The organism is Phycicoccus jejuensis, assembly GCF_000720925.1.
GTDB classification, from domain to species: Bacteria; Actinomycetota; Actinomycetes; order Actinomycetales; family Dermatophilaceae; genus Phycicoccus; species Phycicoccus jejuensis.
Genome location: NZ_JOEE01000002.1, coordinates 46,706 through 73,365, shown reverse-complemented (window position 1 = coordinate 73,365; position 26,660 = coordinate 46,706). Strand labels below are relative to the sequence as shown.

Annotated in this window: 24 protein-coding genes; 15 read left to right on the top strand and 9 right to left on the bottom strand. The window is 74.5% G+C overall.

Annotated elements, in window-relative coordinates:
* Window positions 1-246 precede the first annotated feature (246 nt).
* Window positions 247-936, bottom strand: a complete 690-nt coding sequence (locus IG69_RS0104270) for an HAAS signaling domain-containing protein (RefSeq protein WP_030526938.1) — start codon at window positions 934-936, stop codon at window positions 247-249.
* Entirely contained in the window at window positions 933-1,277 is a 345-nt protein-coding gene (locus tag IG69_RS0104265; RefSeq protein WP_030526937.1) for a PadR family transcriptional regulator, read from the bottom strand. Before IG69_RS0104265 ends, IG69_RS0104270 begins: the two co-directional genes overlap by 4 nt.
* A 175-nt stretch (window positions 1,278-1,452) precedes the next feature.
* Here IG69_RS0104265 and purM point away from each other — a divergent pair, with 175 nt between their 5' ends.
* A complete protein-coding gene (purM, locus tag IG69_RS0104260) occupies window positions 1,453-2,580 on the top strand; it encodes a phosphoribosylformylglycinamidine cyclo-ligase (protein WP_030526936.1) in 1,128 nt (375 codons plus the stop codon).
* 192 nt (window positions 2,581-2,772) lie between these two features.
* Here the strand turns inward: purM and IG69_RS0104255 are convergent, their stop codons facing one another.
* The 5 genes from IG69_RS0104255 to IG69_RS0104235 form a co-directional block, all read right to left on the bottom strand.
* Entirely contained in the window at window positions 2,773-3,951 is a 1,179-nt protein-coding gene (locus tag IG69_RS0104255) for an endonuclease (protein WP_030526935.1), read from the bottom strand.
* A 118-nt stretch (window positions 3,952-4,069) separates the two neighbouring features.
* The gene (locus IG69_RS0104250) at window positions 4,070-4,597 is read right to left on the bottom strand and encodes a cysteine hydrolase family protein (protein ID WP_030526934.1); all 528 of its coding nucleotides are present in this window, start codon (window positions 4,595-4,597) and stop codon (window positions 4,070-4,072) included.
* On the bottom strand, window positions 4,594-6,138 hold the full coding sequence (locus tag IG69_RS0104245) for a purine-cytosine permease family protein (RefSeq protein WP_030526933.1): 1,545 nt from the start codon (window positions 6,136-6,138) through the stop codon (window positions 4,594-4,596). The genes IG69_RS0104250 and IG69_RS0104245 overlap by 4 nt, the downstream gene beginning before the upstream one ends.
* Before the next feature lie 98 nt (window positions 6,139-6,236).
* Complete coding sequence (locus IG69_RS0104240; RefSeq protein ID WP_030526932.1) at window positions 6,237-6,419, bottom strand: DUF3073 domain-containing protein; 183 nt, start codon at window positions 6,417-6,419, stop codon at window positions 6,237-6,239.
* 184 nt (window positions 6,420-6,603) lie between these two features.
* Window positions 6,604-7,695, bottom strand: a complete 1,092-nt coding sequence (locus tag IG69_RS0104235) for a Glu/Leu/Phe/Val family dehydrogenase (protein WP_030526931.1) — start codon at window positions 7,693-7,695, stop codon at window positions 6,604-6,606.
* A gap of 177 nt (window positions 7,696-7,872) precedes the next feature.
* Here IG69_RS0104235 and IG69_RS0104230 point away from each other — a divergent pair, with 177 nt between their 5' ends.
* From IG69_RS0104230 to IG69_RS0104220, 3 genes are all read left to right on the top strand, one after another.
* Window positions 7,873-8,271 (top strand): VOC family protein, encoded by a 399-nt coding sequence (locus IG69_RS0104230; protein ID WP_030526930.1) that lies wholly within the window; start codon window positions 7,873-7,875, stop codon window positions 8,269-8,271.
* A 274-nt stretch (window positions 8,272-8,545) separates the two neighbouring features.
* A complete protein-coding gene (fgd, locus tag IG69_RS0104225; RefSeq protein WP_030526929.1) occupies window positions 8,546-9,583 on the top strand; it encodes a glucose-6-phosphate dehydrogenase (coenzyme-F420) in 1,038 nt (345 codons plus the stop codon).
* Window positions 9,580-10,734 (top strand): CaiB/BaiF CoA transferase family protein, encoded by a 1,155-nt coding sequence (locus IG69_RS0104220; RefSeq protein WP_030526928.1) that lies wholly within the window; start codon window positions 9,580-9,582, stop codon window positions 10,732-10,734. The genes fgd and IG69_RS0104220 overlap by 4 nt, the downstream gene beginning before the upstream one ends.
* A gap of 82 nt (window positions 10,735-10,816) precedes the next feature.
* Here IG69_RS0104220 and IG69_RS0104215 read toward each other — a convergent pair whose 3' ends face one another.
* Window positions 10,817-11,983 carry an SGNH/GDSL hydrolase family protein gene (locus IG69_RS0104215; RefSeq protein ID WP_245616076.1) on the bottom strand — a complete coding sequence of 389 codons (1,167 nt, stop codon included), beginning with the start codon at window positions 11,981-11,983 and terminating at the stop codon, window positions 10,817-10,819.
* Window positions 11,984-12,044: 61 nt separating this feature from the next.
* Here IG69_RS0104215 and IG69_RS0104210 point away from each other — a divergent pair, with 61 nt between their 5' ends.
* From IG69_RS0104210 to IG69_RS0104165, 10 genes are all read left to right on the top strand, one after another.
* Complete coding sequence (locus IG69_RS0104210; RefSeq protein ID WP_030526926.1) at window positions 12,045-12,806, top strand: enoyl-CoA hydratase-related protein; 762 nt, start codon at window positions 12,045-12,047, stop codon at window positions 12,804-12,806.
* A 247-nt stretch (window positions 12,807-13,053) separates the two neighbouring features.
* Window positions 13,054-13,140 carry a potassium-transporting ATPase subunit F gene (locus IG69_RS21490; protein ID WP_084696573.1) on the top strand — a complete coding sequence of 29 codons (87 nt, stop codon included), beginning with the start codon at window positions 13,054-13,056 and terminating at the stop codon, window positions 13,138-13,140.
* 13 nt (window positions 13,141-13,153) lie between these two features.
* The gene (gene kdpA, locus IG69_RS0104200) at window positions 13,154-14,800 is read left to right on the top strand and encodes a potassium-transporting ATPase subunit KdpA (RefSeq protein ID WP_030526925.1); all 1,647 of its coding nucleotides are present in this window, start codon (window positions 13,154-13,156) and stop codon (window positions 14,798-14,800) included.
* Window positions 14,797-16,833 (top strand): potassium-transporting ATPase subunit KdpB, encoded by a 2,037-nt coding sequence (gene kdpB / locus IG69_RS0104195; RefSeq protein ID WP_030526924.1) that lies wholly within the window; start codon window positions 14,797-14,799, stop codon window positions 16,831-16,833. Before kdpA ends, kdpB begins: the two co-directional genes overlap by 4 nt.
* 10 nt (window positions 16,834-16,843) lie before the next feature.
* Window positions 16,844-17,413 carry a potassium-transporting ATPase subunit KdpC gene (gene kdpC / locus IG69_RS0104190; RefSeq protein WP_030526923.1) on the top strand — a complete coding sequence of 190 codons (570 nt, stop codon included), beginning with the start codon at window positions 16,844-16,846 and terminating at the stop codon, window positions 17,411-17,413.
* A gap of 10 nt (window positions 17,414-17,423) precedes the next feature.
* Entirely contained in the window at window positions 17,424-19,925 is a 2,502-nt protein-coding gene (locus tag IG69_RS0104185; protein WP_030526922.1) for a sensor histidine kinase, read from the top strand.
* Window positions 19,922-20,608, top strand: coding sequence for a response regulator transcription factor (locus tag IG69_RS0104180; protein ID WP_030526921.1), 687 nt, complete (start codon window positions 19,922-19,924; stop codon window positions 20,606-20,608). The genes IG69_RS0104185 and IG69_RS0104180 overlap by 4 nt, the downstream gene beginning before the upstream one ends.
* 259 nt (window positions 20,609-20,867) lie before the next feature.
* Window positions 20,868-22,661, top strand: a complete 1,794-nt coding sequence (locus tag IG69_RS0104175; protein WP_084696572.1) for a BCCT family transporter — start codon at window positions 20,868-20,870, stop codon at window positions 22,659-22,661.
* A gap of 93 nt (window positions 22,662-22,754) precedes the next feature.
* Window positions 22,755-23,189, top strand: a complete 435-nt coding sequence (locus IG69_RS0104170) for a GNAT family N-acetyltransferase (protein ID WP_245616075.1) — start codon at window positions 22,755-22,757, stop codon at window positions 23,187-23,189.
* 37 nt (window positions 23,190-23,226) lie between these two features.
* Window positions 23,227-24,762, top strand: coding sequence for an ATP-dependent DNA ligase (locus tag IG69_RS0104165; RefSeq protein WP_030526918.1), 1,536 nt, complete (start codon window positions 23,227-23,229; stop codon window positions 24,760-24,762).
* 43 nt (window positions 24,763-24,805) lie between these two features.
* Here IG69_RS0104165 and IG69_RS20845 read toward each other — a convergent pair whose 3' ends face one another.
* Window positions 24,806-25,276, bottom strand: coding sequence for a hypothetical protein (locus IG69_RS20845; RefSeq protein ID WP_157577351.1), 471 nt, complete (start codon window positions 25,274-25,276; stop codon window positions 24,806-24,808).
* A 619-nt stretch (window positions 25,277-25,895) separates the two neighbouring features.
* Between IG69_RS20845 and IG69_RS0104155 the strand changes: the two genes are divergently transcribed.
* On the top strand, window positions 25,896-26,627 hold the full coding sequence (locus tag IG69_RS0104155; RefSeq protein WP_051750215.1) for an HpcH/HpaI aldolase family protein: 732 nt from the start codon (window positions 25,896-25,898) through the stop codon (window positions 26,625-26,627).
* Window positions 26,628-26,660: the final 33 nt, after the last annotated feature.

Genomic DNA, 26,660 nt, shown 5'->3' with positions numbered 1-26,660 from the left:
GCTCCCTCCCTCCTCTGCGGAGTCGAGTGCGGAAGTGGTCGCCAGGGCGACCGCCGGCGCCCTCGAGGCCGGGGCGTTGGAGCGCACCGGTGCGGGTCGAGGGGCTCGAGCTTCCGCGTCATCACCGTGACGGCGCGGGAGCTCGTCCCGGTCGGGGATGTATCCGCGACGCGCATGAGCATCCGCGTCATCACAGGGACGACGTAGATCCTCCGGTCAGGTCGCGGGCGGCGCCGAGGTCCGGCGTCAGGCGGTGGGGCGCTCGCGCCAGGCACTGACGGCCGCAGCGACGACGAGCCCGGTCGTGGCGAGCGCCAGCACCGCGGTGAGGACGCCGCTGACGACCCGCGGCTCCTGCCAGATGACGCCGACGAGCACGGTGGCGACGCTGATCGGCCCGAGGGCGAGCAGGACGCCGCGGGTGCGGGGTGCGAGCCGCCACGCGACGAGCAGGAAGGCGACCGACACCGCCCAGGGGAACCAGCCGAGGAAGATCATCTCGGCGACGTGCGGCAGCAGCGGGACGCCGAACATCCCGCCCCCGAACGCGGTGTCGGCCCCGCTCGACGTGAGCCCGACGATGCGCGCGAGGGCGGCCGTCGCGGTGAAGGGCACCGTGCTCAGGAGCAGCAGCGCGAGGCCGGCGCCCAGCCAGCCCCGGGCCGGCAGCGGTCGTGTCGGCCCTGCGGTCCACGGCCCGGGCGACGGGACCGCGGGCTGGTCGGCGCGGGCCTCCGCGGCGATGCGCTCCGGCGGACCGAGCCGGACCAGCGCCTCCTCGAGGGCGGCGGGGTCCCCGGGGTGCTCGGCGGCGACGGCATCGAGGTGCTCGCGCACCCCGGCGAGGACGTCGTCGCGGGTGCCGGGGTCGAGGTCGGAGAGCATCCGCGCGAGGTCGTCGAGGTAGGTGGTGACGCGGGTGTCGGAGCCGTTCACGGGTGTCCTCCCTGGAGGGTGGTGTCGACGGCGTCGCGGAAGGACTTCCACGTGCGCCGGAAGGTGTCGAGGGCGATCCGCCCCTGCGCGGTGAGCGTGTAGTAGCGGCGCGGCGGGCCGGCGCTCGACTCGGCCCACGTGGTCTCGACGAGCCCCTGCTTCCGTAGCCGCGACAGCAGCGGGTAGAGCGTGCCCTCGCCGGCGAGCAGCACCCCGTCGTCGCCGAGGCGGCGCGCGATGTCGAGGCCGTACATCGGCTCGGTGTCGAGCAGCGCGAGGACGCAGTGCTCGAGCGCGCCACGACGCAGGTGCGTCAGGATGGCGCTGTCACCGGGTTCCATGCGTCACAAGGTACTTCCGACAGGCGGCCGGCGGCAAGCATCCGGCACACCTCCCGGGGTCGAGTGCGGAGGCGGCAGCCAGGGCTGCCGCGTGCGCCCTCGACTCCGGAGGGGGAGGGGTGCCGACCGCGGGCGCGGGCGGGTGGGGCGGCCCGGTCTCGGTAGGCTGCGCGGCGTGAGCGACACCGAGCAGCCCACCGCCATCACCTACGCCGCGGCGGGGGTCGACGTCGAGGCCGGTGACCGCGCCGTCGAGCTGATGAAGGAGTCCGTCCGCCGGGCCACCCGCCCCGAGGTCCTCGGCGGCCTCGGCGGCTTCGCCGGGATGTTCGACGCCAGCGCGCTCGCGGCCTACCGGCGGCCGGTGCTCGCGACGTCGACCGACGGCGTCGGCACGAAGGTCGCCATCGCGCAGGCCCTCGACCGGCACGACACCATCGGGTTCGACCTCGTCGGGATGGTCGTCGACGACATCGTCGTCTGCGGCGCCGAGGCGCTGTTCATGACCGACTACATCGCCTGCGGCAAGGTCGTGCCCGAGCGCATCGCGGCCATCGTCTCCGGCATCGCCCGGGCCTGCGAGCAGGCGCGGGTCGCGCTCGTCGGCGGCGAGACCGCCGAGCACCCCGGCCTCCTCGACCCGGATGAGTACGACGTCGCGGGCGCGGCCACCGGCGTCGTCGAGCACGATGCCGTGCTCGGGCCGCAGCGGGTGCGCGCGGGCGACGTCGTCCTCGGCCTCGCGAGCAGCGGCCTGCACTCCAACGGCTACTCGCTCGTGCGTCGTGTCGTCGCGCACGCCGGCTGGGCGCTCGACCGGCACGTCGACGACTTCGGTCGCACCCTCGGCGAGGAGCTGCTCACCCCCACCCGCGTCTACGCCGCCGACCTGCTCGACCTCGTCCGGCTCGACGGCGTCGACGTCCACGCGCTCTCGCACGTCACCGGCGGCGGGCTCGCGGCCAACCTCGCGCGCGTGCTGCCCGACGACGTGCACGCCCGGCTCGACCGCGCCTCGTGGACGCCGCCGGCCGTGTTCTCGACGGTGGGCTCGCTCGGCAACGTCCCGCGCGCCGACCTCGAGCGCACGCTCAACATGGGCGCCGGCTTCGTCGCGGTGCTCCCGGCCGCCTCGGTCGACGCGGCGACGGCGCACCTGACCGCTCGTGGCATCGAGACCTGGGTCATGGGCGAGGTGCACGAGGCGTCGGCCGCGGACGCCGCGACCGGCGAGGTCGTGCGCGGCGCCAAGGGCGTCGACGGCGGCTCGGTCGAGCTCGTCGGCGACCACCCCGCCGCCTGAGGGACGCCCCCACCGCGACGTCTTGCGCATCCGCCACCTCTCCGTGCCCTCGTGGGGGCCTTCGAGGTGGCGGACGGGCAATGAGTCGATGACGGGAGGGGCCGGCCGCCCGTCGGGACAGGGGACAGGATGTCGGCGACGGACGACCGGCGGTTCTGGTGGGGGTGGTCGGGGAGAGCGGCCCCGGGCGGGTCAGCCCCAGATGGCCGTGGCCCACTCCGGGTGGTCGACGAACGGGTTCCGGTTGTGCTGCCACGTCGTGTAGATGCGGTCGTTGCGGCGCATCTCGAAGGCGTCGACCGGGTCCTGGGCGTTCCACTGGAGGAGCACCGAGAGCCTGCCGATGTTCGGGGCGCTGCCGTTGCCGACGGCGTTGTTCATCTCGAGGTTCGCCCAGCCGTCGTCGCCCTCGTAGCGGACCGCCATGTAGAAGATCATCCGGGCGACGTCACCCTTGACCGCGTCGCGGGGCTCGAAGGAGTCGGAGTCCGAGAGGCAGCCGGTGCACTGCGCGACCGCACTGCCGCCGTCGTCGAAGTCGAGGTTGCCGCGGGTGGAGTTGACCGTGACGTCCTCGGGGCGCAGGTGGTGCACGTCCGTGCCCGGGCCGGTGGCCGTCCCGAAGTCGCCGTGCGACTTGGCCCAGACGTGCTCGCGGTTCCACTGGTCGACGCCGCCACCGTTGTCGGACTTGGCGATCGAGCGCCCCGAGTAGATCTCGACGACGTTGTTGGTGTTGTTCGGGTCCTCGTCGGTGTCCTTGAGGGCGGTCCACACCTGGTCGTAGGTGAGCTTCGTCTGGTCGTCGATGATGCCGTGCAGCGCCGTCTTGAGCGCCGACCCGGTCTTGCCGACGGCCGGGGCGTAGTAGGTGCCGTCGTAGTCACCGGTGCCCCCGGCGCCACCACCCGTCCCCCCGCCGGTGCCGCCGCCCCCCGTGCCGGCGGTCGCGACGGCGGTCGTGCCGGTCATCCCCGGGTGCGAGAAGTACGCGGCGAGGGTGCCGGTCACGTCGACCTGCCGGCCCATGAGGCTCGGGTTGGTCTTCAGACCCCACTGCGAGCGCAGGGCGCTCGGCAGCTGGACGTAGAGCATCTTCGACGTCGAGGTCCCGGACGCGGTGTCGGCGATCGCGAGGGCGTAGTCGTTGGGGAAGGCCGAGCGCACGACGGTCGAGGTCGCCGTCGGCTGGCCCACCACGTAGCCGCGGACCGTGTGGGAGGCGCCGTCCTGGGTCGCCACCGCCTGGGCGACGGTCAGCGGGGTCGCCGCCTGCGACGCGGGGGCGGTCAGGCCGAGGAGGACGACGAGGGCGGAGGCGAGCGCGAGGGCCGTGGGCAGCGCGCGCCGTCGGGTCTGGTGTCGGGTCACGGTGGACGACCCTGCCGGTCGGGCGGTCGGGCGGGGGTCTGCCGGGGTCAAGGATTCGGTCAGGACTCACCCATCCCCGGGTCAACCCCACCGGGCCTCCCCTCCGGAAGAAGCGGGGTCAGGTGACGGTGACCTGGGGGGCGAAGAGGGCCATCGTGGCGAGGGCCCGGGCGTGGTTCTCGGGGGTCGAACCGGCGCACGCGTCCGCGACGACCTCGACCGTGACGCCGGCGTCGGCCATCGGCAGGACCGTCGAGACGACGCAGCAGTCCGTCGCCACCCCGGCCACCGTCACCCGGGCGTCGGAGCCGACGACGTCGCGCAGGACCGGCCACTTGCCGAAGGTCCCGGCGGTCACGACGGTGCCGGCGAGGCCGTCGAGCTCCGGCACGACGGCGTACAGCGGGTCGCCGTCGGGGACGAGGGCGAAGGGCCACTCCTCGTAGTACGGACCCCAGGACCCGCCGAGCGAGGGGTCGGCGACGAACCGCGTGACGACCGTGCGCTCCGGCCCGAACCGCTCGGCGAGCTGACGCATCCGGCCCACGGCGCCGGCGAACATCGACGAGCCCCACGGCGAGGTGCCGGGGTCGGCGAAGACGACCTGCGGGTCGACGACGACGAGCCAGTGCCCGCCGGACGTCATCGGGCGGCCGGTGCGGCTGCCGGGGTCTCGGCGCCCCGCTCCTGCCGGCGGACCGCGGCCCGGCGCGCGAGGAGCGTCACCCCGAAGCCGATGACGAACGCGAGGATGACGCCGATGTTCGCGTAGGGCCAGGTGCCGTCCCAGTACGGGGCGCCCTCGCCCTGCGTGACGTAGGTGCCGAGCCCCAGCGGCTCGAGGAGGTAGCCCTGCCAGTTGTTCCAGGCGGCGTCGACCGCGAAGTTGTTGACGACCAGGCCCCACCCGAGCACGGAGGCCACGACCATCGTCCCGACCGAGACCCAGTCCCACGCGCCGTAGCGGCCGCGCGGGTCGAAGAGGGCGTCGGCGCCGTCGGGGCCCCAGTCGTAGTCGCGGCGGCGCATCACGAGGTCGGCGATGAAGATGCCCGCCCACGCCGCGAGCGGCACGCCGAGGGTGATGAGGAAGGACTGGAACGGCCCGAGGAAGTCCTGCGCGACGAAGACGACGAAGAACGTGCCCAGCGTGAGGATGACGCCGTCGACGAGCGCCGCGGCCGGCCGCGGGACCTTGACCCCGAGCGAGAGCAGCGTCAGGCCCGAGGAGTAGATGCCGAGGACCGCGCCGGACACCAGCGAGAGGATGACCGCGACGAGGAACGGCACGAGGAACCACGTCGGGAGGATGCCGGCGAGCGCGCCGATCGGGTCGCTGCCGATGCCGGCCGCGACGTCGGGGTCGGAGGCGGCGACGAGCAGGCCGAAGCCGACGAGCAGCACGGGCGCGACGGACCCGCCGACCGTGTTCCACAGGACGACCGCGCGGTCCGAGGCGTCGCGGCGCTGGTAGCGCGACCAGTCGGCGGCGATGTTGATCCAGCCGAGGCCGAAGCCGGTCATCACCATGACGAAGGCGCCGACGACGGCGCCCGCCGGGCCGGACGGCACGGCCGAGACCTTGCTCCAGTCGATGGTGCCCTGCACGAGCACGATGACGACGAACATGACGGTCACGGCGCCGGTGACCCAGGTGAGCACCGACTGCAGCCGCATGATGACGTGGTAGCCGGCGACCGAGGCGCTGACGATGAGCAGCGCGACGACCACCGCCGCGACGACCTTCGTCACCGTGCCGCCGCCGAGGCCGAGGCGCTCGAAGACCGTCGCGGTCGCGAGCACGGCGGTGATCGCGAGGAAGGTCTCCCAGCCGATCGACGTCAGCCACGAGATGACACCGGGCACCTTCTGCCCGGTCACCCCGAAGGACGCGCGCGACAGGATCATCGTCGGGGCCGACCCGCGCTTGCCGGCGATGGCGACGACCCCGCAGAGCAGGAACGACACGACGATACCGAGCACCGCGACGAGGACGCCTTGGCCGACGGAGATGCCGAAGCCGAGGACGAACGCGGCGTAGGAGATGCCGAACACCGACACGTTGGCCGCGAACCACGGCCAGAAGAGGTCGCGGGGCGACGCGGTGCGCTCGGCCTCGTCGATGATCTCGATGCCGGTCGTCTCGACGCCGAGGCGCCGGGTCTCGGCTGCGCTGGTCTCGCTCATGGAGCGAGCATGGCAGACCGTCGACGCGCCGACGGCGCACGGCACACCGCCGTCAGCGACGCCTCACGGCACCGGGGGAAGGGAGGGGGAGGGCGGCGTCAACGCCGCCCGGAGACCCACTGCCCGTCGTCGTCCTCCCAGTCGCGCTCATCGGCGGTGTCGCCGGTGTGGCTCTGGGTGTGCAGTTCACGCTCAAGCGCCGACAGGTCGGTGTCGGGGCTGAAGTACTTCAGCTCGCGAGCAACCTTGGTCTGCTTGGCTTTGGCCCGGCCGCGCCCCATGGCGTGACCCCCTCGTGAATCTGCCGGGGCGGCACCACAGGCCCGATGGCCCTCGAGGAGGGTCATCCAGCTCCGCGGGGCGGCTCCGGGAATGGTGTGCATATCGTGCTGCCAACGATACATGGCCCGGGGGCGTGACGGTGACCGGACCGACCGCGCCCGGCCGGGTGGGCAGGGTGTCCGGTCAGCGGGACGGCGGCGTGTCCCCGCGCCGCAGCCACGGGGTCCGGCCGCCGCCGGCGATGCGCCGCTCGGCGAGCCGGTCGGCGGCCACGGCGGGCGTCACGCCCTCGGCGTCGGCGGTCCGCAGCACCTCGCGGGTGGCCTCGAAGATCGTCCGCGTCCGGGCCCGGGCCCGCTCGAGGTCGAAGCCGTGGAGCTCGTCGCTGACCTGGATGACCCCGCCCGCGTTGACGAGGAAGTCCGGGGCGTAGGTGATGCCCCGGGCCGCCAGCCGGTCCGCGGTCTCGGGGGTCGCGAGCTGGTTGTTCGCGCCGCCGCAGACGACGCGGGCCCGCAGCGCCTCGACGGTGACGTCGTCGAGGGCGGCGCCCAGCGCGTTGGGGCTGAAGACGTCGAGGTCGGTGCGCGCGAGCTCCTCGGCGTCGGCGACGACGGTGACCTCCGGGTGCCGCACCAGGAGGCGCTCGACCGCGGCGGCGTCGACGTCGGTGACGACGACCTCCGCCCCGTCCTCGAGCAGATGCTCGGTGAGGCGCGCCCCGACCTTGCCGGTGCCGGCGATGCCGACGCGCCGCCCGGCGAGGGTCGGCTCGCCCCAGACGTGCTCGGCGGCGGCGCGCATCCCCTCGAAGACCCCGAGGGCGGTGAGCAGCGAGGAGTCGCCGGCGCCGCCGCGCTCGGGGGAGCGGCCGGTGGCCCAGCGGGTCTCCTCGGCGACGACGTCCATGTCGGCGACGTAGGTGCCGACGTCGCAGGCGGTCACGTAGCGGCCGTCGAGCGACTCGACGAAGCGCCCGTAGGCGCGCAGCAGCTCGGGGGTCTTGTCGCGGTGCGGGTCGCCGATGACCACCGCCTTGCCGCCGCCGTGGTCGAGGCCGGCCAGCGCGTTCTTGCTCGACATCGCCCGGGACAGGCGCAGGACGTCGGCGACGGCGGCGTCCATCGACGGGTAGGGGTGGAAGCGGGTGCCGCCGAGGGCCGGCCCGAGCGCGGTCGAGTGCAGCGCGATGACCGCGCGCAGCCCGGTGGCGGGGTCGGAGCAGAAGACGACCTGCTCGTGGCCCGCGAGGTCGACGAGGTCGGTGGGGGGCATGCGGCCACGGTAGACCGCGCGACCGCGCGACGACGGCCGTCGTCCCGTCCTCGGCCCGTCCGGCCGGACGGGGTGGGGGCGGCCGGGCGCTGGTAGACCGGACGGAGGCCGTCGACGCGCCCGGCGCGGGGCGGCCAGTACGCCCCACGCCCCACGGCACACGGCAAAGGAGCCGACATGGCCTTCCCCGGTCTGCAGCACGTCGCGATCACCGTCACCGACCTCGAGCGCAGCACCCGCTGGTACTCCGCCCTCTTCGGGGCCGACCCGGTCCTCGACGAGGACGAGGAGGGCGGCCGCTTCCACCACACCGTGTTCGTCCTCGAGGGTGGCCAGCTCTTCGGGCTGCACACCCACCAGGGCCGCGAGTCGGGCGACGCCTTCGACGAGGAGCGCACCGGCCTGGACCACGTCGGGTTCGCCGTCGGGTCCGTGGCCGAGCTCGAGCAGTGGCAGGCCCGCCTCGACGAGCTCGGCGTCGAGCACGGCGGCGTCAAGCGGGCCGGCTACGGCGTCGGCCTGTCCTTCCGCGACCCCGACAACATCGCGCTGGAGCTGTTCACCGGCCCGGAGTGACCGCACCTGCGGCCCCGGCGAGAGCTTCGCAGCGGATTCGCAGCGCCGTCGTAGCGCCCGCGGTCACGCTGGTCCCGTCGCTGCACCCGGGGGGGACCGGGCGCGGCGGCTCCCGCGTCGGCAGGGGGTGGCGGCGCGGGACTCGTCGTCAGGGGGGTGCGGACCGGTCGGAGGGGGTCGGTCCGCACCGGACGGGGGGTCCGGTGGCCGGCGTCGACAGGGCGCCGCGCCGCCGACCGGTCCGCCCGCGCGCCGGGTGTAGCAGGATGGCGACATGAGCGCAGCGCAGGGCATCAGGGTCGGGTACAAGGCGTCGGCGGAGCAGTTCGCGCCGGGTGAGCTCGCGGGGTACGCGGTGCTGGCCGAGGAGCTCGGGCTGGACTCGGTGACCATCTCGGACCACTTCCAGCCGTGGCGGCTCGAGGGCGGGCACGCCCCGAACTCGCTCGCGTGGATGTCGTGGGTGCTGGCGCGCACCGAGCGGGTCATGGTCGGGACCTCGGTGATGACGCCGACCTTCCGCTACAACCCGCCGGTCGTCGCGCAGACCTTCGCGACGCTGGCCTGCCTCGCGCCGGGGCGCGTGATGCTCGGCGTCGGCACCGGCGAGGCCCTCAACGAGATCGCCGTCGGGTCGGTCGCCGAGGGCGAGTGGCCCGAGTTCAAGGAGCGCTTCGGGCGGCTGCGCGAGGCCGTCACGCTGATGCGGCAGCTGTGGACCGAGCCGCGGGTGACCTTCGAGGGCGAGTACTACCGCACCGAGGACGCCGCCATCTACGACCGCCCCGACACCCCCGTGCCGGTCTACATCGCCGCCGGGGGCCCGATGGTCGCCCGGTACGCCGGCCGCCACGGCGACGGGTTCATCTGCACCTCCGGCAAGGGCGAGGAGCTCTACCGCGACCAGCTCGTGCCCTCGGTCGACGAGGGGATGGACAAGGCCGGGCGCGACCACGCCGAGATCGACCGGATGATCGAGGTGAAGGTCTCCTACGACCCCGACCCGGAGAAGGCGCTGGAGAACTGCCGGTTCTGGGCGCCGCTGTCGCTCTCGGCCGAGCAGAAGCACTCCATCCACTCCCCCGAGGAGATGGAGCGCGCCGCCGACGAGCTGCCGATCGAGCAGGTCGCCAAGCGCTGGATCGTCGCCTCGCGCCCCGAGGAGGTCGTCGAGACGATGCGGTTCTACACCGACCTCGGGTTCGACCACCTCGTCGTGCACGGCCCCGGCCACGACCAGGAGCGGTTCCTGCGCACCTTCACCGAGCAGGTCCTGCCCGGTCTGCGCGAGCTCGTCCCCGCCGCCCGGTGAGCGCGGGGTCGTCCGTCGCCGCCGGCCCGCTCGCCGGCGTCCGCGTCGTCGAGCTCGGCGGCATCGGGCCGGCGCCGTTCGCGGCGATGGTCCTCGCCGAGATGGGGGCCGACGTCGTGCGGGTCGACCGGCCCGGCGCCCCGAGCGACGTCGACGCCTCGGGCGGGCTGCGGCGCTCGCGGCCGAGCATCGCCGTCGACCTCAAGCACCCGGACGGCGTGGCCGCCGTGCGGCGGCTCGTCGCCGGGGCCGACGTGCTGGTCGAGGGGTTCCGGCCGGGAGTGCTCGAGCGGCTCGGGCTCGCGCCCGACGACCTGCTGGCGGACAACCCGCGCCTCGTCGTCGGCCGGATGACCGGCTGGGGGCAGGAGGGGCCGTGGGCGCCGCGCGCGGGCCACGACATCACGTACGCCGCGCTGTCCGGGACGCTGCACGCGATGGGCGGCGCCGAGCGGCCGGTCGCGCCGGTGCCGGTGCTCGCCGACTTCGCCGGTGGGGCGATGTACCTCGTGTCCGGCGTGCTGGCGGCGCTCGTCTCCCGGGGGGCGACGGGGCGCGGGCAGGTCGTCGACGCGGCGATGGTCGACGGCGCCGCGCACCTGCTGACGCTCGTCCACACGATGCTCGGGGCGGGGGAGTGGACGGACCGGCGCCGGTCGAACGTCCTCGACGGCGGGGCGCCCTTCTACGACGTGTACGCCTGTGCCGACGGCCGGTTCGTCGCGGTGGGCGCGCTGGAGCCGCAGTTCTGGCGCGAGCTGCTACGGCTGCTCGGGGTGTCGGTCGAGGGGGACCAGTACGACCCCACGACCTGGGCGGAGCAGCGCTCGGCGTTCGAGACGGCCTTCGCGCAGCGGACCCGCGACGAGTGGGCGGCGCACTTCGAGGGTTCGGACGCGTGCGTCGCCCCGGTGCTCTCGCTCGAGGAGGCGCACCGGCACCCGCACCACGCGGCGCGGGGGTCGTTCGTGCCCGGGCCCGATGGCTCGCCGGTGCCGCGGCCGGCGCCGCGGCTGTCGGGGACGCCGCTCGGCACGCCCGGGCCCGAGCCGGTGCCGGGGCAGCACACGCGCGAGCAGCTGCTGGCGCACGGGTTCGGGGCCGACGAGGTCGAGGCGCTGCTCGCCTCCGGGGCGGTCGTCCAGGCCTGACCGGCCGTCTTCTCCGCGCGACCTGCGCGGGTCCCGGCGCGACCGCACCCGGAACCCCGCAGGTCGCGGGGAGGACGGGCCGTCAGCTGGTGGGGAAGGGGCCGCCGTCGGCGAAGACGGTGCGCGCGAACCGCTCTCCCATCAGCCCGTGCGTCTCCTCGTCGGGGTGCAGGGCGTCCGGCAGCGGGTGGGCGGCGACGTCGTCCGGGCCGTACATCGCGAGGCCGTCGACGAGGTGGAGGTTCGGGTCGTCCGCCCGGCGCTGCTCGACGACGCGCGCGAGCTCCTCGCGGACCGTGCGCAGGGTGAGCCGGCCGGCCGGCACCTCGGCGGGGTCGCCGGTGGCGGTGAAGACGAGCCGGCCCTCGCGCAGCGCCTCGACGTCGACCGAGCCGGGGCCGGGGGTCTCCTCGTGGATCGGGCAGAGGACCGGCGTCACGACGAGCAACGGGGTGGTCGGGTGGCCCTCGCGGACCGTGTCGAGGAACCCGTGGAGCGCCGGCCCGAGGACGCGGCGGCGCATCAGGTCGCCCCCGACGATGTTGATGCCGACCTTGAGGCTCAGCAGGTCGGCGTCGAGGTCGCGCATCGTGCGGGCGACGAACGGGTCGAGGACGGCCGAGCCGCCGAAGCCCAGGTTGACGAGGTCGAGCCCGGCGGTGCGCGCGGCGACGACGGGCCAGGTGCCGGTGGGGCGGACCGCGTTGCTGCCGTGGCTGATCGAGCTGCCGTGGTGGACCCAGCGGGGGCGGCCGTCGCGCGGCACGGCGGTGACGGGGGCATCAGCGCGCAGCGCCACGAGCTCGACGCCTTCCTGGTGCGGCAGCCACAGCTCGACGGTCTTCTCGCCGGCGGGCAGCGGGAAGCGCACGGTGCCGGGGCCGCCCTCGACGAGGGTCGTGGCGCCGGTCGTCATGTCGGTGGTCAGCAGGTCGCCGTTCGGCACGACGGCGCCGTCCTTCACCTCGCCGTCGACGACGAGGTCGACCTGGCCCTCGGGCCGTGCCGGGGCGCCGGTCAGCGCCCGCCGGGTGACGACCGCGTCGAGCTCGACGGCCGTGGCGGTGGTCCGCAGCACGAGGCGCACACCCGCCGGCTGGCCCTCGTTGATCGCGAGCATCGGGTCGGCGTTCTGGGCGCGGGCCCAGGCCGGCAGCCGGTGCGGGCGCAGGCCGCCGTCGCTCGTCTCGAGCTCGACGGCGCCGTGCACGAGGTCGGGGGTCAGGGGGACGGGCTGGAGTCCGGTCACGGGCACAAGTCCATCACCCGCCGCCACTGCGGGGTCGCGCAGGGTGCGGTTGGATGGCGGGATGAGCAGCGCACGGGTCCGCGTGGAGGCGGACGGGGCCATCGGACGGATCACCCTCGACGCCCCGGAGCGGCTCAACGCCGTCGACCCCGAGATGTGCGCCGCCGTGACCGAGGCCGTGCGCCGCTTCGACGCCGACCCCGACGTGCGCGTCGTCGCGCTGACCGGCGAGGGGCGCGGGTTCTGCTCCGGCGCACCCCTGACCGCCGAGGGCGCGCAGATGGGCGTGCTCGACGCCGGCGCCGACCTCGTCCGGGCGATCGTCGGGTCGCGGACGCCGGTCGTCGCGCTCGTCCACGGGGTGGCGGCCGGCATCGGGGTGCCGATGGCGCTCGCCTGCGACTACGTGCTCGCCGCCGACGAGGCACCGTTCGTCCTCGCGTTCAGCCGGATCGGGCTCATGCCGGACGGTGGTTCGACCGCGCTCGTCGCCGCCGCCGTGGGCCGGGCACGGGCGATGCGGCTCGCGCTGACCGGCGAGGCGCTGCCCGGCCGCACCGCCGCCGAGTGGGGTCTCGTCGCCGAGTCCGTGCCGGCCGACGGGTTCGCCGCCCGGGCCGAGGAGCTGCTCGCCGCCTTCGCCGCGGGGGCGACGCTCGCGCTCGGCGAGACCAAGGCGGCCGTCAACGCCGCCTCGCTCGACCTCGAGGGCGCGCTGGCCCGCGAGGACGCCGGCCAGCGGACGCTCGCGACGACGGCCGACCACCGCGAGGGCGCGGCCGCGTTCGTCGGCAAGCGCCGCCCGGAGTTCCGCGCCCGCTGACCTCCGGGCCCCGCCGGGCGTCTAGGAATCGTCGCTTTCGTCGATTTCTGCACGGTCAAGGCGGACCGGGCGTGCGGGAAGCGTCACATTCGTCGATTTCTGCACGGTCGGTTGGGGCGGGGTGTGCATCAATCGTCGCTTTCGTCGAATGCTGCACGGGTGAGGGGCGTCAGGATGGCGTCAAGAGGCCGTCAGCGCCGCGTCACCGCGCGGGGTGCGGCGGCGGCCCGCTGGTGTGGTGGGCCGCATGTGGGAAGACCTCCTCGCAGGCGTCATCGGCCTGCTCCTCCTCGGCTACCTCCTCGACGCGCTCGTGCGCCCCGACCGGTACTGAGGGGCGCCGCACCATGTCCATCGCCCTCCAGACGGCCACCGCCGTCCTCCTCGTCGCCGCGATCCTCGCCGCGACCCACGTCCCCCTCGGCGCCTGGATGCACCGCGTCTTCACTGACGAGCGCGACTGGCGCGTCGAACGCGTCGTCTACCGGCTCGTCGGGGTCGACCCCCGCACCGAGCAGCGCTGGCAGGGCTACGCCGGCTCGGTGCTGGCCTTCGCCGTCGCCTCGGTCGCGCTGCTCTTCCTCCTGATCCTCGGCCAGGGCCTGCTGCCGTGGGACCTCGGCCGCTCGATGCACTGGGACACCGCGCTCAACACGGCCGTCTCGTTCACGACGAACACCAACTGGCAGTCCTACTCCGGCGAGTCCGGCGCCGGCCACGCCGTGCAGATGCTCGGCCTCACCGTCCAGAACTTCGTCTCGGCCGCCACCGGCATCGCCGTGGCCGTCGCGCTCCTGCGCGGCCTGGCCCGTCGGCACTCCGACCGGCTCGGCAACTTCTGGGTCGACCTGACCCGCGCGACCGTGCGCATCCTCCTGCCGATCGCCGCCGTCGCCGCCGTCCTCCTGCTCCTCGGCGGGGTGATCCAGAACCTCGCCTCGCCGCACAGCATCGAGACGCTGACCGGCGTCCAGCAGACGATCCAGGGCGGCCCGGTGGCGTCGCAGGAGGCCATCAAGGAGCTCGGCACCAACGGCGGCGGGTTCTTCAACGCCAACTCGGCACACCCCTTCGAGAACCCCGGCCCGTGGACCAACCTCCTCGAGATCGTCCTCATCCTCCTCATCCCGTTCGCGCTGCCCTACACCTACGGCCTCATGGTCGGCGACCGCCGCCAGGGCGCCGTCGCGGTCGGCGTCATCGGCACCCTGCTCATCGGCAGCATCGCGCTCGCCACGTGGGCCGAGGCGCACGCCGCGGCCGGTCCGCTCGCCTCGATGGAGGGCAAGGAGCAGCGCTTCGGGATCGTGTGGTCCAGCCTCTTCGCGTCGGTGACCACCGGCACCTCGACGGGCGCCGTCAACTCGATGCACGACAGCTACAGCGCGCTCGGCGGCGGTGTGCCGCTGGTCAACATGCTGCTCGGCGAGCTCTCGCCCGGCGGCGTCGGCACCGGCCTGTACTCCTACCTCGTCGTCGTCGTGCTCGCCGTGTTCATCGCCGGCCTGATGGTCGGGCGCACCCCCGAGCTGCTCGGGAAGACGGTGGGCCGCACCGAGATCACCAGCGCCGCGCTCGTCACCCTGACGATGCCCGCCCTCGTCCTGCTCGGCACCGGCCTGTCGGTCGTCCTCCCGACGGCCCTCGACGCCCGCGCCAACGACGGGCCGCACGGCCTCTCGGAGCTGATGTACGCCGTCGCGTCCGCCTCCAACAACAACGGCTCGGCGTTCGCGGGCCTCTCGGCCGACCAGCCCTATCTCAACCTGCTCCTCGCGTTCTGCATGTTCGCCGGCCGCTTCGTGCCGATCGTCCTCGTCCTGCGCCTCGCCGGATCGCTCGCGGCCCAGGGCCGCCGTCCGGTCACCGCCGGGACCATGCCGACGCACACCCCCCTGTTCACCACGCTCGTCGTCGGCACGGTCATCGTCGTCGCCGGCCTGACGTTCTTCCCGTCCCTCGCCCTGGGACCCATCGCGGAGGCCCTGTCATGACCACGTCCCTCGCGCGCACCGCCTGGCAGAACCTGCCCGCGGCGTTCGCCAAGCTCGACCCGCGCCACCTCTGGCACACCCCCGTCATCATGGTGGTCTGGGTCGGGTCGGTCCTCACGACGGTGCTCTCCGTCCTCGACCCCTCGGTCTTCTCGATCGCGGTCACGGTGTGGCTGTGGGCGACCGTGCTGTTCGCCAACCTCGCGGAGGCCGTCGCCGAGGGGCGCGGCAAGGCGCAGGCCGACACCCTGCGCCGCACCCGCACCGAGACCGTCGCCCGACGGCTGCGCGAGGACGGCACCGTCGAGGAGGTCCCCGGCACGGCGCTGCTGCTCGGCGACCGCGTCGTCGTCGAGGCCGGCCAGGTCATCCCCGGCGACGGCGACGTCGTCGAGGGCGTCGCGACCGTCGACGAGTCGGCGATCACCGGTGAGTCCGCGCCCGTCATCCGCGAGTCCGGCGGCGACCGCTGCGCGGTGACCGGCGGCACGACGGTCCTCTCGGACCGCGTCGTCGTCCGGATCACGAGCAAGCCCGGCGAGACGTTCATCGACCGGATGATCGCTCTCGTCGAGGGCGCCTCGCGGCAGAAGACGCCGAACGAGATCGCGCTCTCGATCCTCCTGACGACGCTGACGATCATCTTCGTCCTCGCCGTCGCGGCCATCCAGCCGATGGCGGTCTACTCGGGGCAGCGGCTCTCGCTCGTCGTCCTCGTCGCCCTGCTCGTCTGCCTCATCCCGACGACGATCGGTGCGCTGCTGTCGGCCATCGGCATCGCCGGGATGGACCGGCTCGTGCAGCGCAACGTCCTCGCGATGTCGGGCCGCGCCGTCGAGGCGGCCGGCGACGTCAGCACCCTGCTGCTCGACAAGACCGGCACGATCACCTTCGGCAACCGGCGCGCCAGCGAGCTCGTGCCCGTCGGCGGCGCCTCGCGCGCCGACCTGGCCCGCACCGCCTACCTCTCCTCGCTCGCCGACGAGACGCCCGAGGGCCGCTCCATCGTCGAGTACACCGTCGAGGACGGTGTCGACGCCGTCGCGCTCGGCGACGTGGTGGCCCTGCGGCGCGCGGGCGCCGAGGTCGTCGAGTTCAGCGCGACGACCCGGATGTCGGGCGTCGACCTCCCCGACGGCACGCGGGTCCGCAAGGGCGCCGGCAGCGCCGTCACCGCCTGGGTCCGCGAGAACGGCGGCACGGTCGGGGGCGACCTCGAGATGCACGTCGACGCCATCAGTGGCTCCGGCGGCACGCCGCTCGTCGTCGCCGAGGCGGCGCCCGGAGGGGCACCGACCGTCGTCGGCGTCGTCCACCTCAAGGACGTCGTCAAGCCCGGGATGCGCGAGCGCTTCGAGCAGCTGCGGGCCATGGGCATCCGCACCGTGATGATCACCGGCGACAACCCGCTGACCGCCAAGGCGATCGCCGAGGAGGCCGGGGTCGACGACTACCTCGCCGAGGCCACGCCCGAGGACAAGATGGCGCTCATCAAGACGGAGCAGTCCGGCGGGCGGCTCGTCGCGATGACCGGCGACGGCACCAACGACGCGCCGGCGCTCGCACAGGCCGACGTCGGCGTCGCGATGAACACCGGCACGTCCGCCGCGAAGGAGGCCGGCAACATGGTCGACCTCGACTCCGACCCGACGAAGCTCATCGACGTCGTCGCCATCGGCAAGCAGCTGCTCATCACCCGCGGCGCCCTGACGACGTTCTCGATCGCCAACGACGTCGCGAAGTACTTCGCGATCATCCCCGCGATGTTCGTCGGCATCTTCCCCGGCCTGCAGACGCTCAACGTCATGGGCCTGTCCAGCCCGGAGTCGGCGATGCTCAGCGCCGTCATCTTCAACGCGCTCGTCATCGTCGCGCTGATCCCGCTGGCGCTCAAGGGAGTTCGCTACCGCGCCCTGTCGGCGCACGCGATGCTGCGCCGCAACCTGCTCGTGTTCGGGCTCGGTGGGGTGGTCGTGCCGTTCGTCGGCATCAAGCTCATCGACCTCATCGTCTCGCTCGTCCCCGGTCTCTGAGGTGACCACCATGACCCGTCAGCTGTCCGCGGCGCTCAAGGCGCTGCTCGTCCTCACCGTCCTGTGCGGCGTCCTCTACCCGGCCGCGATCCTCGCCGTGGGGCTCCTCGTGCCCGACCGCGCGGCCGGCCAGCCGGTGGAGGTCGGCGGGCGCGAGGTCGGCTCGGCCCTCCTCGGCCAGCCGCCGAGCGGCGCCGAGTGGTTCCAGGGCCGCCCCTCGGCCTCCGACGCCTCCGGCGAGACGAGCGGTGGCTCCAACCTCGGCCCGTCGAACCCCGACCTCGCGACCGCGGTCGCCGAGCGCGAGCAGGCCCTGCGCGCCGCCAACCCGGATGCGCCGCAGGAGATCCCGGCCGACGCGCTGACCTCCTCCGCCAGTGGCCTCGACCCCGACGTCTCGCCGGCGTACGCCCGCTGGCAGGCGCCGCGCGTGGCGGCCGCCCGGGGCCTCGACGTGTCCCAGGTGCTGCGCCTGGTCGCCGACCACGTGCGACCCGCGCCGCTCGGCGGGGTCCTCGGGCAGGAGCGCGTCAACGTCCTCGAGCTCAACGTCGCGCTCGCCGCCCTCGGCCGCGGGTGAGAATGGCGTCATGGCACGCGGTCGGCTGCGCATCTACCTCGGGGCGGCCCCGGGCGTCGGCAAGACCGTCGCCATGCTCGACGAGGGGCACCGGCGGCTCGACCGCGGCACCGACGTCGTCGTCGGCCTCGTCGAGACCCACGAGCGGGCGCACACCCGGGCGCTGCTCGAGGGCCTCGAGCTCGTGCCCCGCGCCCGGGTCGGGCACAGGGGGGCGACCCTCGACGAGATGGACCTCGACCGCCTGCTGGCGCGGCGGCCGCAGGTCGCCCTCGTCGACGAGCTGGCGCACACCAACGCGCCCGGATCGCGGAACGAGAAGCGCTGGCAGGACATCGAGGAGCTGCTCGAGGCCGGCATCGACGTCGTCTCGACGGTCAACGTCCAGCACCTGGAGTCGTTGAACGACGCCGTCACGGCGATCACCGGCGTCGTGCAGCGCGAGACGGTGCCGGACGCCGTCGTGCGGGCGGCGGACCAGATCGAGCTCGTCGACATGTCGCCCGAGGCGCTGCGCCGCCGGATGGCGCACGGCAACGTCTACGCCCCCGAGAAGGTCGACGCCGCGCTGGCCAACTACTTCCGGGTCGGCAACCTCTCGGCGCTGCGCGAGCTCGCGCTGCTCTGGCTCGCCGACCGCGTCGACGAGGGCATCGGCCGCTACCGCGCCGACCACGGCATCCACGCGACGTGGCCGACGCGCGAGCGGGTGGTCGTCGCCGTGTCCGGCGGGCCGGAGGGCGAGGTGCTCCTGCGGCGGGCGGCGCGCATCGCGGCCCGCGGCGCCGGCGGCGAGCTGCTGGCCGTCCACGTCGCGCGCTCGGACGGCCTCGCCGGGCCGACACTGCCGGACCTCGTGACCCAGCGTCGGCTGACGGACGAGCTCGGTGGCTCCTTCCACACGGTGACCGGCGACGACCTGCCCGAGGCGGTGCTCGACTTCGCCCGGGGCGTCAACGCGAGCCAGGTCGTCATCGGCTCCTCGCGGCGCGCTCGCTGGCGGACCCTGCTGTCCCCCAGCACGACCGAGGAGGTCATCACCCGCTCCGGCGACATCGACGTGCACGTCGTCACCCACCGCTTCGCGCACGGCAAGGGCCGGCGTGTCTCACGGGCCGCGCTGCCGAAGCGGCGGGTGCGGCTGGGGTACGCCCTCGCCGTGGTCGGGCCCTTCGCCCTCACCGAGGCCCTCGTCGGCCTGCCCGAGGACCCCGACCTGCCCCTCACGGTGCCGCTGTTCCTCCTGCTCAGCGTCCTCACCGCGCTCCTCGGCGGGATGGGCCCGGCGGTCGTCGGGGCGCTGACGTCGTCGCTCTTCCTCAACTGGTTCTTCACGCCGCCGACCGGTGGCCTGACGATCTCGCAACCACAGAACGCGGTCGCGCTGCTCGTGTTCGTCGTCGTGGCCGCCGCGGTGGCCTGGGTGGTGCACCGCAGCGCGCGGCGGGCCGACCGGGCGCTGCGCGCGCAGGCCGAGGCGTCGGCGCTGGCCGAGCTCAGCCACACCCTCCTCGGCTCGACCGACCAGCTCGCGCTGCTGCTCGCCCGGGCCGTGGAGATGTTCGGGGCCGAGGCCGCCGCCGTCGTGCACCGCGGCCGGTCGGGCTCCGAGGTGGTCGCCGCCACCGACGCCTCGCTCACCCCCGACGACCTGCGCCGCGAGGGGCTGCCCCGCGCCGAGGCCGACGACGCGCACGACCTCGTCCTCGTCGGGGCCGCCGTCCCCGCCGGGCGCCAGCGCCTGCTGGCGGCCTTCGCGGCGCACGCGGGCGCCATCCTCCAGCGGCGCTCGCTCCAGGCGTCGGCCGGTGAGGCCGCGGCGCTGGCCCGCGACAACTCGGCCCGCACCGCGCTGCTCTCGGCCGTCTCCCACGACCTGCGCACACCGCTCGCCGGCATCAAGGCGGCCATCGGCAGCCTGCGCTCGAGCGAGGTGACCTTCAGCCCCGAGGACGAGGCCGAGCTCGAGGCCGCCATCGAGGACTCCGCCGACCGGCTCGACGCCCTCATCGGCAACCTCCTCGACATGTCGCGCCTCCAGGCCGGCGCGCTCGTCGCCCACCCGCGGGCCGTCGACCTCGGCGAGGTCGTGCCGGGGGTCGTCGACGCCGTCGCCGAACCGGAGCGGGTGCAGTGGCACCTCGACCCCGCGGCACGCGTCGTGCACACCGACGCCGGGCTGCTCGACCGGGTGCTCGGCAACGTCGTCGAGAACGCCCTGCGCCACCAGCCGGCGCCCGGCTGCGTGCGGGTCACGACGAGCGCGCTCGGCGGGCGGGTGCACATCCGCGTCGTCGACACCGGACCCGGTGTGCCGGAGGGTGACCGCGACCGCATCTTCCTGCCCTTCCAGCGGCACGGCGACGCACCGGGTGGTGACGGCGTCGGGCTCGGCCTCGCCGTGGCCCGGGGGCTCGCCGAGGCGATGGGTGGCAGGGTGACCGCCGAGGACACTCCTGGTGGCGGCCTGACGATGGTCGTCGACCTGCCGAGCGAGGAGGAGGCCGGATGAGCCAGCGCGTGCTCGTCGTCGACGACGACCCCACGCTGCGCCGCACGCTGCGCATCAACCTGCGGGCCCGCGGCTACGAGGTCGAGGAGGTCGGCACCGCCCACGACGCGCTGACGACCGTCGCCGACGCCCCACCGGACCTCGTCGTGCTCGACCTCGGGCTGCCGGACCTCGACGGCGTCGAGGTGCTGCGGCGCATCCGCGCCCGCTCCCGCGTGCCCGTCGTCGTCCTGTCGGCGCGCCACCAGTCCGACGACAAGGTCGAGGCGCTCGACGAGGGCGCCGACGACTACGTGACCAAGCCCTTCGGGATGGACGAGCTGATGGCCCGGGTGCGCTCGGCGCTGCGGCGCGGCGGCGAGGACGAGGGGCTCGCGGCGGTCGATCCGGTCGTCACGGACGCGTTCACGCTCGACTTCGCGACGCTGTCGGCGACGCGCGACGGCGCCCCCGTCCACCTCACCCCGACCGAGTGGCGGCTGCTCGCCGAGCTCGCGCGCCACCGCGGGCGCGTCGTCACCCAGGCCGACCTGCTGCGGGCGGTCTGGGGGCCGGGGTACGGCCGCGAGTCCAACTACCTGCGCGTCTACGGCAACCAGCTGCGCCGCAAGCTCGAGGCGGACCCCTCGGCGCCGCGGTACATCGTCACCGAGCCCGGCATCGGCTACCGGCTCGCCGTCTGAGCCGCAGCGCGGCACAGCGGCTCCGGGGGACGTGGGTTCCGCGGCAGGGCGTGACGACCGTCTCGCCGGGCCGAGGAATAGACCCGGCGTCCCCGCAGGTCAGCAGTGGTTCGACGCGCACGGCGTGCGGCGCCGCGCCCACGAGCCGGTTTGAGCGAGCGGCGCATCGGTGGTGTGGTTGAACGGTTGACCTGACCGAGTACCCCCGAGCAGAGCGAGAACGGAGGGCCGCGGGCACCCCGCGGCACACACCACGAGCGTGAGCACAGACATCCGTACCACCCCCGAGCCCACCCCACCGCCCACCGACGACGACGGCACCCGCGCCCCGGTCGCCGACGAGGCACCGCACCCCGTCCTCGGCATCGACGTCGTCGAGCAGACGGCGCGCGGTGCGACCGTCGACAAGGTCGTCTTCGGCGTCGTCGCGGCGATCGCCGTGGCCTTCGTCGCCTGGGGGTTCCTCAGCACGGACACGCTCTCGGCGGCGTCGGACTCCGCCCTCGGGTGGTCCGTGACGAACATGGGCTGGATGTTCGTCGTGCTCGCATCGGGGTTCGTCGCCTTCGTCATCTGGCTGGCCGTCAGCCGGTTCGGTGACATCCCGCTGGGCACCGACGACGAGGAGCCCGAGTTCCGCACCGCCTCGTGGATCGCGATGATGTTCTCGGCGGGCATGGGCATCGGCCTGATGTTCTACGGCGTCAGCGAGCCGCTGTCGCACTTCGTGACTCCGCCGCCCGGTACCGGGGAGGCCGGCAACCCGCAGGCCGTGCAGACCGCGATGGCCACGACGCTCTTCCACTGGACGCTCCACCCGTGGGCGATCTACGCCGTCGTCGGCATCGCCATCGCGTACGGCGTCTTCCGCAAGGGGCGCTCGCAGCTGGTGTCCTCCGCGTTCATCCCGCTCATCGGCGAGAAGCGCGCGACCGGTGGCGCCGGCCGCGTCATCGACATGCTCGCGATCTTCGCGACGCTCTTCGGGTCGGCCGCCTCGCTCGGCCTCGGCGCGCTCCAGATCGGCAGCGGCCTCGAGATCGTCGCCGGCATCGGTGCGGTCGGCAACGGCGTGCTCGTCGGCGTCATCGCGCTGCTGACCGTCGCGTTCATCCTCTCGGCGGTCTCCGGCGTCGCCAAGGGCATCCAGTGGCTGTCGAACATCAACATGGTGCTGGCCATCGGCCTGGCCGTGTTCGTCTTCGTCGTCGGCCCGACCGTCTTCATGCTCGACCTCGTCCCCACCGCGGTCGGCTCCTACTTCCAGGACCTCGCGATGATGTCGGCGCGCACCGACGCCGCGGGCGGCGACGGGATGGCCGACTGGCTGTCCGGCTGGACCGTCTTCTACTGGGCCTGGTGGATGTCGTGGACGCCCTTCGTCGGCATGTTCATCGCCCGCATCTCGCGCGGCCGCACCATCCGCCAGTTCGTCACCGGGGTGCTGCTCGTCCCGAGCCTCGTCAGCCTCGTGTGGTTCGCGATCTTCGGCGGCGCGGGCATCCACGCGCAGCAGAACGGCACCGACCTCGCCGGGCAGTCGACGTCCGAGGGGCAGCTGTTCGGCCTCCTCGACACCATGCCGCTGGCCGGCCTCACGACCGTCGTCGTCATGGTCCTCGTCGCGATCTTCTTCGTCTCGGGCGCGGACGCGGCCTCCATCGTCATGGGCACCCTGTCGCAGCGCGGGACGATGGAGCCGAGCCGCTGGAACGTGGTCTTCTGGGGCGTCGCCACCGGCGCCGTCGCGGCGGTCATGCTGCTGGTCGGCGGTGACTCGGCGCTGACCGGGCTGCAGAACCTGACGATCGTCGCGGCGCTGCCGTTCGCGCTCGTCATGGTGGGGCTGGCCTGGGCCCTCGTCAGGGACCTGCGCGAGGACCCCGTCGTCGTCCGGCGCAAGTACGCCGTGGCCGCCGTCGAGAAGGCCGTCGTCACCGGCGCCACGCTGCACGGCGACGACTTCGCGCTCTCCGTCGAGCCGGCGGACGAGCCGGTGCTAGGCGAGGGCGACAGCACCCCGAGCGAGGCCGCGGAGGTCGCGCGCGGTTGACCCCGCCCCACCGCGAACGCGTGTGGGCTCGCCGGACGTCCCCGGCGAGCTCACACGCGTCCGTGCGTCGTGGGGGTCCCTAGGGTGGACGGCGTGCCCGTCGTCCGCTCCGCCCCGACCCGTGACCTGCCCGCCGAGGTGCTCTACGCGCTGATGCGCCTGCGGCAGGACGTCTTCGTCCTCGAGCAGGAGTGCCTCTACCCCGACCTCGACGGCCGTGACCTCGAGCCGGGCGCCGTGCAGTGGTGGTCCCAGTCGGGGTCGGGTGAGGTCGTCGCGACGCTGCGGGTGCTCGACGACGGGGGCGGGGTGCTGCGCATCGGCCGGGTGGCGACCGCGGCGTCGGCCCGCGGGGCCGGGGTGGCGCGCGAGCTGGTCCTCGCCGTGCTCGCGGCGACCCGCGGCCCGGTCGTGCTCGACGCCCAGAGCCACCTCGAGCACTGGTACGCCGGGCTCGGGTTCGCGCGCGACGGCGCCGAGTTCGTCGAGGACGGCATCCCGCACGTGCCGATGCGCCTCGCGCGCTGACGCCCTCCCTGTCGGTGGCGGCGGGCAGGATGACCGGATGGACGTCACGCTGGCCGAGCTCGTCGCCACGTCGCAGGAGGTCGCGGCCACGCGCTCGCGCACCGCGAAGACCGAGGCCATCGCCACGCTCCTCGCCCGCGCCGACGCCGCCGAGGTCGGCACCGTCGTCGCGTTCCTGTCCGGCGTGCTGCCGCAACGCCGGCTGGGTGTCGGCCACCGCTCGCTCTCCCGGCTGCCCGAGCCGGCCGCCGAGCCGACGCTGACCGTCGCCGAGGTCGACGCCGCGTTCGACCGGCTCGCCGCCACGGCGGGGGCCGGGTCCACGGCGTCCCGCCGGGCCGAGCTGGGCGGGCTCCTCGGCCGGGCGACCGCCGACGAGCAGCGGTTCCTGCGCGACCTCATGACCGGCAACCTCCGCCAAGGAGCGCTCGACGGCGTCGTGCTCGCCGCCCTCGCCCGCGCCTTCGAGGTGCCCGACGCCGTCGTGCGCCGGGCGGTCATGCTCGCCGGCTCGGCCCACGAGGTGGCCGGCATCGCCGCCACGGGCGGGCAGCCGGCCCTCGAGGAGGTGGGGCTCGTCGTGGGGCGGCCGCTGCGCCCGATGCTCGCCGGGTCGGCCAAGACGACGGACGAGGCGGTCGAGGGCTTCGGCGGGGCCGAGCTGCTCGTCGACGGCAAGCTCGACGGCATCCGGGTCCAGGTGCACCGGCGCGAGGGCGAGGTCACGGTCTTCACCCGCAGCCTCGACGAGATCACCGAGCGGCTGCCCGAGGTCGTCGAGGCGGTCGCGGCCCTCCCCGGCGGCGACCTCGTGCTCGACGGCGAGGCCATCGTCCTCGGTGACGACGGCCGGCCGGCGCCGTTCCAGGTGACCGGGGCGCGCACCGCGAGCTCGGCCGACGTCGAGCGGCTGCGGGCCGAGGTGCCCCTGACGACGTTCCTCTTCGACGTGCTGCACGCCGACGGTCGCGACCTCGTCGACGCGCCGGCCCGCGAGCGGCACGAGGTGCTCGCCGCGCTGGCGCCGCACCTGCTCGTGCCCCGGCTCGTGACGGCCGACCCCGCCGAGGCCGCCGCCTTCTTCGGGCGGCTGGTCGCCGACGGCCACGAGGGGGTCGTCGTCAAGGACGCCGCCGCGCCGTATGCGGCCGGTCGCCGGGGGAGCGGCTGGGTCAAGGTGAAGCCGACGCACACGCTCGACCTCGTGGTGCTCGCCGTCGAGCGGGGCTCCGGCCGCCGGCGCGGCTGGCTGTCCAACATCCACCTCGGGGCCCGCGATGCGGGGACCGGCGAGCTCGTCATGGTCGGCAAGACCTTCAAGGGGATGACCGACGAGATGCTGCGCTGGCAGACCGAGCGGTTCACCGAGCTCGCCGAGGGGCCGACCGACGGGTACGTCGTGACGGTCCGGCCGGAGCAGGTCGTCGAGATCGCCCTCGACGGCGTGCAGCGCTCGACCCGCTACCCGGGCGGTGTCGCGCTGCGGTTCGCCCGCGTCCTGCGCTACCGCGACGACAAGCCGCTCGACGAGGTCGACACCCTCACCACCGTCCGCGCCCTCGGAGGGATCTGAGCGGGCCGACGCACCGAGCGCCGGTCGCGGGGAGTGGGGGCGGTCAGCCGCGGCGCCGACGGCGAGCGTCCGGGTCGGGTGGGCTGCCGCCGAGGATGCGCACGAGCGAGGAGACGACGCCCGCCACCCCGCCGACGATGGCCACCACGAGAGCGGCCCGCAGCGGCGTGCGCCACGGGCTCCCCGCCACGACGGGGAAGAGGTCCCACGCGGCGACCGACGCAGCGAGGCCGACGGCGGAGGACGTGAGGTCGGCGACGGCCCGCCACCAGCGCGTCCGGACGACGAGCGCGACGGTCTCGAGGACGACGCCGGTCCACAGCGCTCCGACCACCCACGGCACGAGCTCCTCGGCGGCCGGCGTGAGCAGGGGCAGGGTGCGCCAGCCCGGCCACACCTGGACGAGGTAGAGCAGCCCCAGCTCGACGGCCGCGACCACGGCGGAGACCGCGCGGGGTGGGAGGGAGCGGGTCCTTGCTCGCGGCGGGCTCGGCCGGGCGAGGGCTGCTGACATCGTGGTGCTCCTACCGGCGGCGGCGTCGGGAGAGCCGCGCCGCCGGGCGCGCGCCACCGCCACCTCGATCGTCCCACCGGGCGGACGGCACGACGGGGGGCTGGGAGGGACGTCACGTGGAACGGGTCGGGAGCGGCCGGCGCCCGGGGTCGCCGGCGTCCCGAGGACTGTCAGCCGGCGGCGGCGCGGGCGAGGGTGAAGTGCTCTGTCGGCCGCTGTCGTTCGCGTCCGCCCCTGGAGCAACCATGACGAGCGGTTGCATGTGCGTCACCTGCTGGAGCAACTATGACGAGCGGTCGCGTGTGCGTCACCTGCTGGAGCAACCGGGATGAGCGGGGGGTTGCTTTCGTGCGACATGCTTCTGACCGCTCGTCATGGTTGCGTCGGCGACGGGAGCGAACGACAGCGACGGGCGGACCCCTGTGTCCTGCCGGAGCCGTCCTCGGCCGACCTGCGGCTCGCCTCCCGTCTGCCGGTCCTCGGCCGACCTGCCCCTCGTCTCCGGACCCCCGCCTGCCGGTCCTGGGCCGACCGGCTCCTCGTCTCCGGACCCCCGCCGGCCGTCGGTCGACCGGCTCGCCGCCGCACCGGGCAGCCTCCCGGCTGGCACGATGCCCGGATGGAGGACTCCCGGGGTATCTGGACGACGACGGCCGACGTCGACCTGCTCCTGCGGCTCGCGGGCAGCGGCGTCGACTGGGTCGCCCTCGACGCGCAGCACGGCGCCCTCGACCGCGCCGCCCTCCACGCCGCCGGGCGCGCGCTGACCTCGGCCCACCACCCGTTCCTCGTCCGCGTCCCTGCCGTCGACCCCGCCTGGATCGGGGCAGCCCTCGACGCCGGCGCCCACGGGGTGGTCGTGCCGTCGGTCACCGGCGCCGGCGACGCCGAGCGCGCGGCCCTCGCCTCCCGCTACCCGCCCCTCGGGGGCCGTAGCTGGGGCCCGTGGTCACCGATGTGGGGAGTCGACGCCCCGGACACCGCCACCGCGAACGAGCTCGTGCGCTGCTGGGCGATGGTCGAGACCGTCGGCGCCCTCGACGAGGTCGAGCAGATCGCCGCCACCCCTGGCGTCGACGGCCTCTTCGTCGGCCCGCTCGACCTCGCCCTCGCGCTCGGCACGACCGTCGACGCGCTCCTCGACGACACCACGCCGGACGGTCCCCTCGCCCGGGTCGTCGCGGCCGCCGACCGGCAGGGGATCCTCGTCGGGGCCTTCGCGGGCAGCCCGGCGGTCGCCCACCGGCTGCGGGCGCACGGCATCGGGTTCCTCGCCGTGACGACCGACGCCGGCGTCGTCGCGACCGGCGTGCGCGCGGTGCTCGACGAGCTGGGCCCGCGCCAGGCCTGACCGGAGGGCCATCCGCCCGCACCGGAGGCGCCG

Bases quoted from the DNA above. Each gene is read 5' to 3' on its own strand.
- IG69_RS0104265 (WP_030526937.1), bottom strand. From the start codon at position 1,277: ATGGAACCCGGTGACAGCGCCATCCTGACGCACCTGCGTCGTGGCGCG.
- IG69_RS0104250 (WP_030526934.1), bottom strand. From the start codon at position 4,597: ATGACGTCCGGCGGGCACTGGCTCGTCGTCGTCGACCCGCAGGTCGTC.
- IG69_RS0104245 (WP_030526933.1), bottom strand. From the start codon at position 6,138: ATGAGCGAGACCAGCGCAGCCGAGACCCGGCGCCTCGGCGTCGAGACG.
- IG69_RS0104240 (WP_030526932.1), bottom strand. From the start codon at position 6,419: ATGGGGCGCGGCCGGGCCAAAGCCAAGCAGACCAAGGTTGCTCGCGAG.
- IG69_RS0104235 (WP_030526931.1), bottom strand. From the start codon at position 7,695: ATGCCCCCCACCGACCTCGTCGACCTCGCGGGCCACGAGCAGGTCGTC.
- IG69_RS0104230 (WP_030526930.1), top strand. From the start codon at position 7,873: ATGGCCTTCCCCGGTCTGCAGCACGTCGCGATCACCGTCACCGACCTC.
- fgd (WP_030526929.1), top strand. From the start codon at position 8,546: ATGAGCGCAGCGCAGGGCATCAGGGTCGGGTACAAGGCGTCGGCGGAG.
- IG69_RS0104210 (WP_030526926.1), top strand. From the start codon at position 12,045: ATGAGCAGCGCACGGGTCCGCGTGGAGGCGGACGGGGCCATCGGACGG.
- IG69_RS21490 (WP_084696573.1), top strand. From the start codon at position 13,054: ATGTGGGAAGACCTCCTCGCAGGCGTCATCGGCCTGCTCCTCCTCGGC.
- kdpA (WP_030526925.1), top strand. From the start codon at position 13,154: ATGTCCATCGCCCTCCAGACGGCCACCGCCGTCCTCCTCGTCGCCGCG.
- kdpB (WP_030526924.1), top strand. From the start codon at position 14,797: ATGACCACGTCCCTCGCGCGCACCGCCTGGCAGAACCTGCCCGCGGCG.
- kdpC (WP_030526923.1), top strand. From the start codon at position 16,844: ATGACCCGTCAGCTGTCCGCGGCGCTCAAGGCGCTGCTCGTCCTCACC.
- IG69_RS0104185 (WP_030526922.1), top strand. From the start codon at position 17,424: ATGGCACGCGGTCGGCTGCGCATCTACCTCGGGGCGGCCCCGGGCGTC.
- IG69_RS0104180 (WP_030526921.1), top strand. From the start codon at position 19,922: ATGAGCCAGCGCGTGCTCGTCGTCGACGACGACCCCACGCTGCGCCGC.
- IG69_RS0104165 (WP_030526918.1), top strand. From the start codon at position 23,227: ATGGACGTCACGCTGGCCGAGCTCGTCGCCACGTCGCAGGAGGTCGCG.
- IG69_RS20845 (WP_157577351.1), bottom strand. From the start codon at position 25,276: ATGTCAGCAGCCCTCGCCCGGCCGAGCCCGCCGCGAGCAAGGACCCGC.
- IG69_RS0104155 (WP_051750215.1), top strand. From the start codon at position 25,896: ATGGAGGACTCCCGGGGTATCTGGACGACGACGGCCGACGTCGACCTG.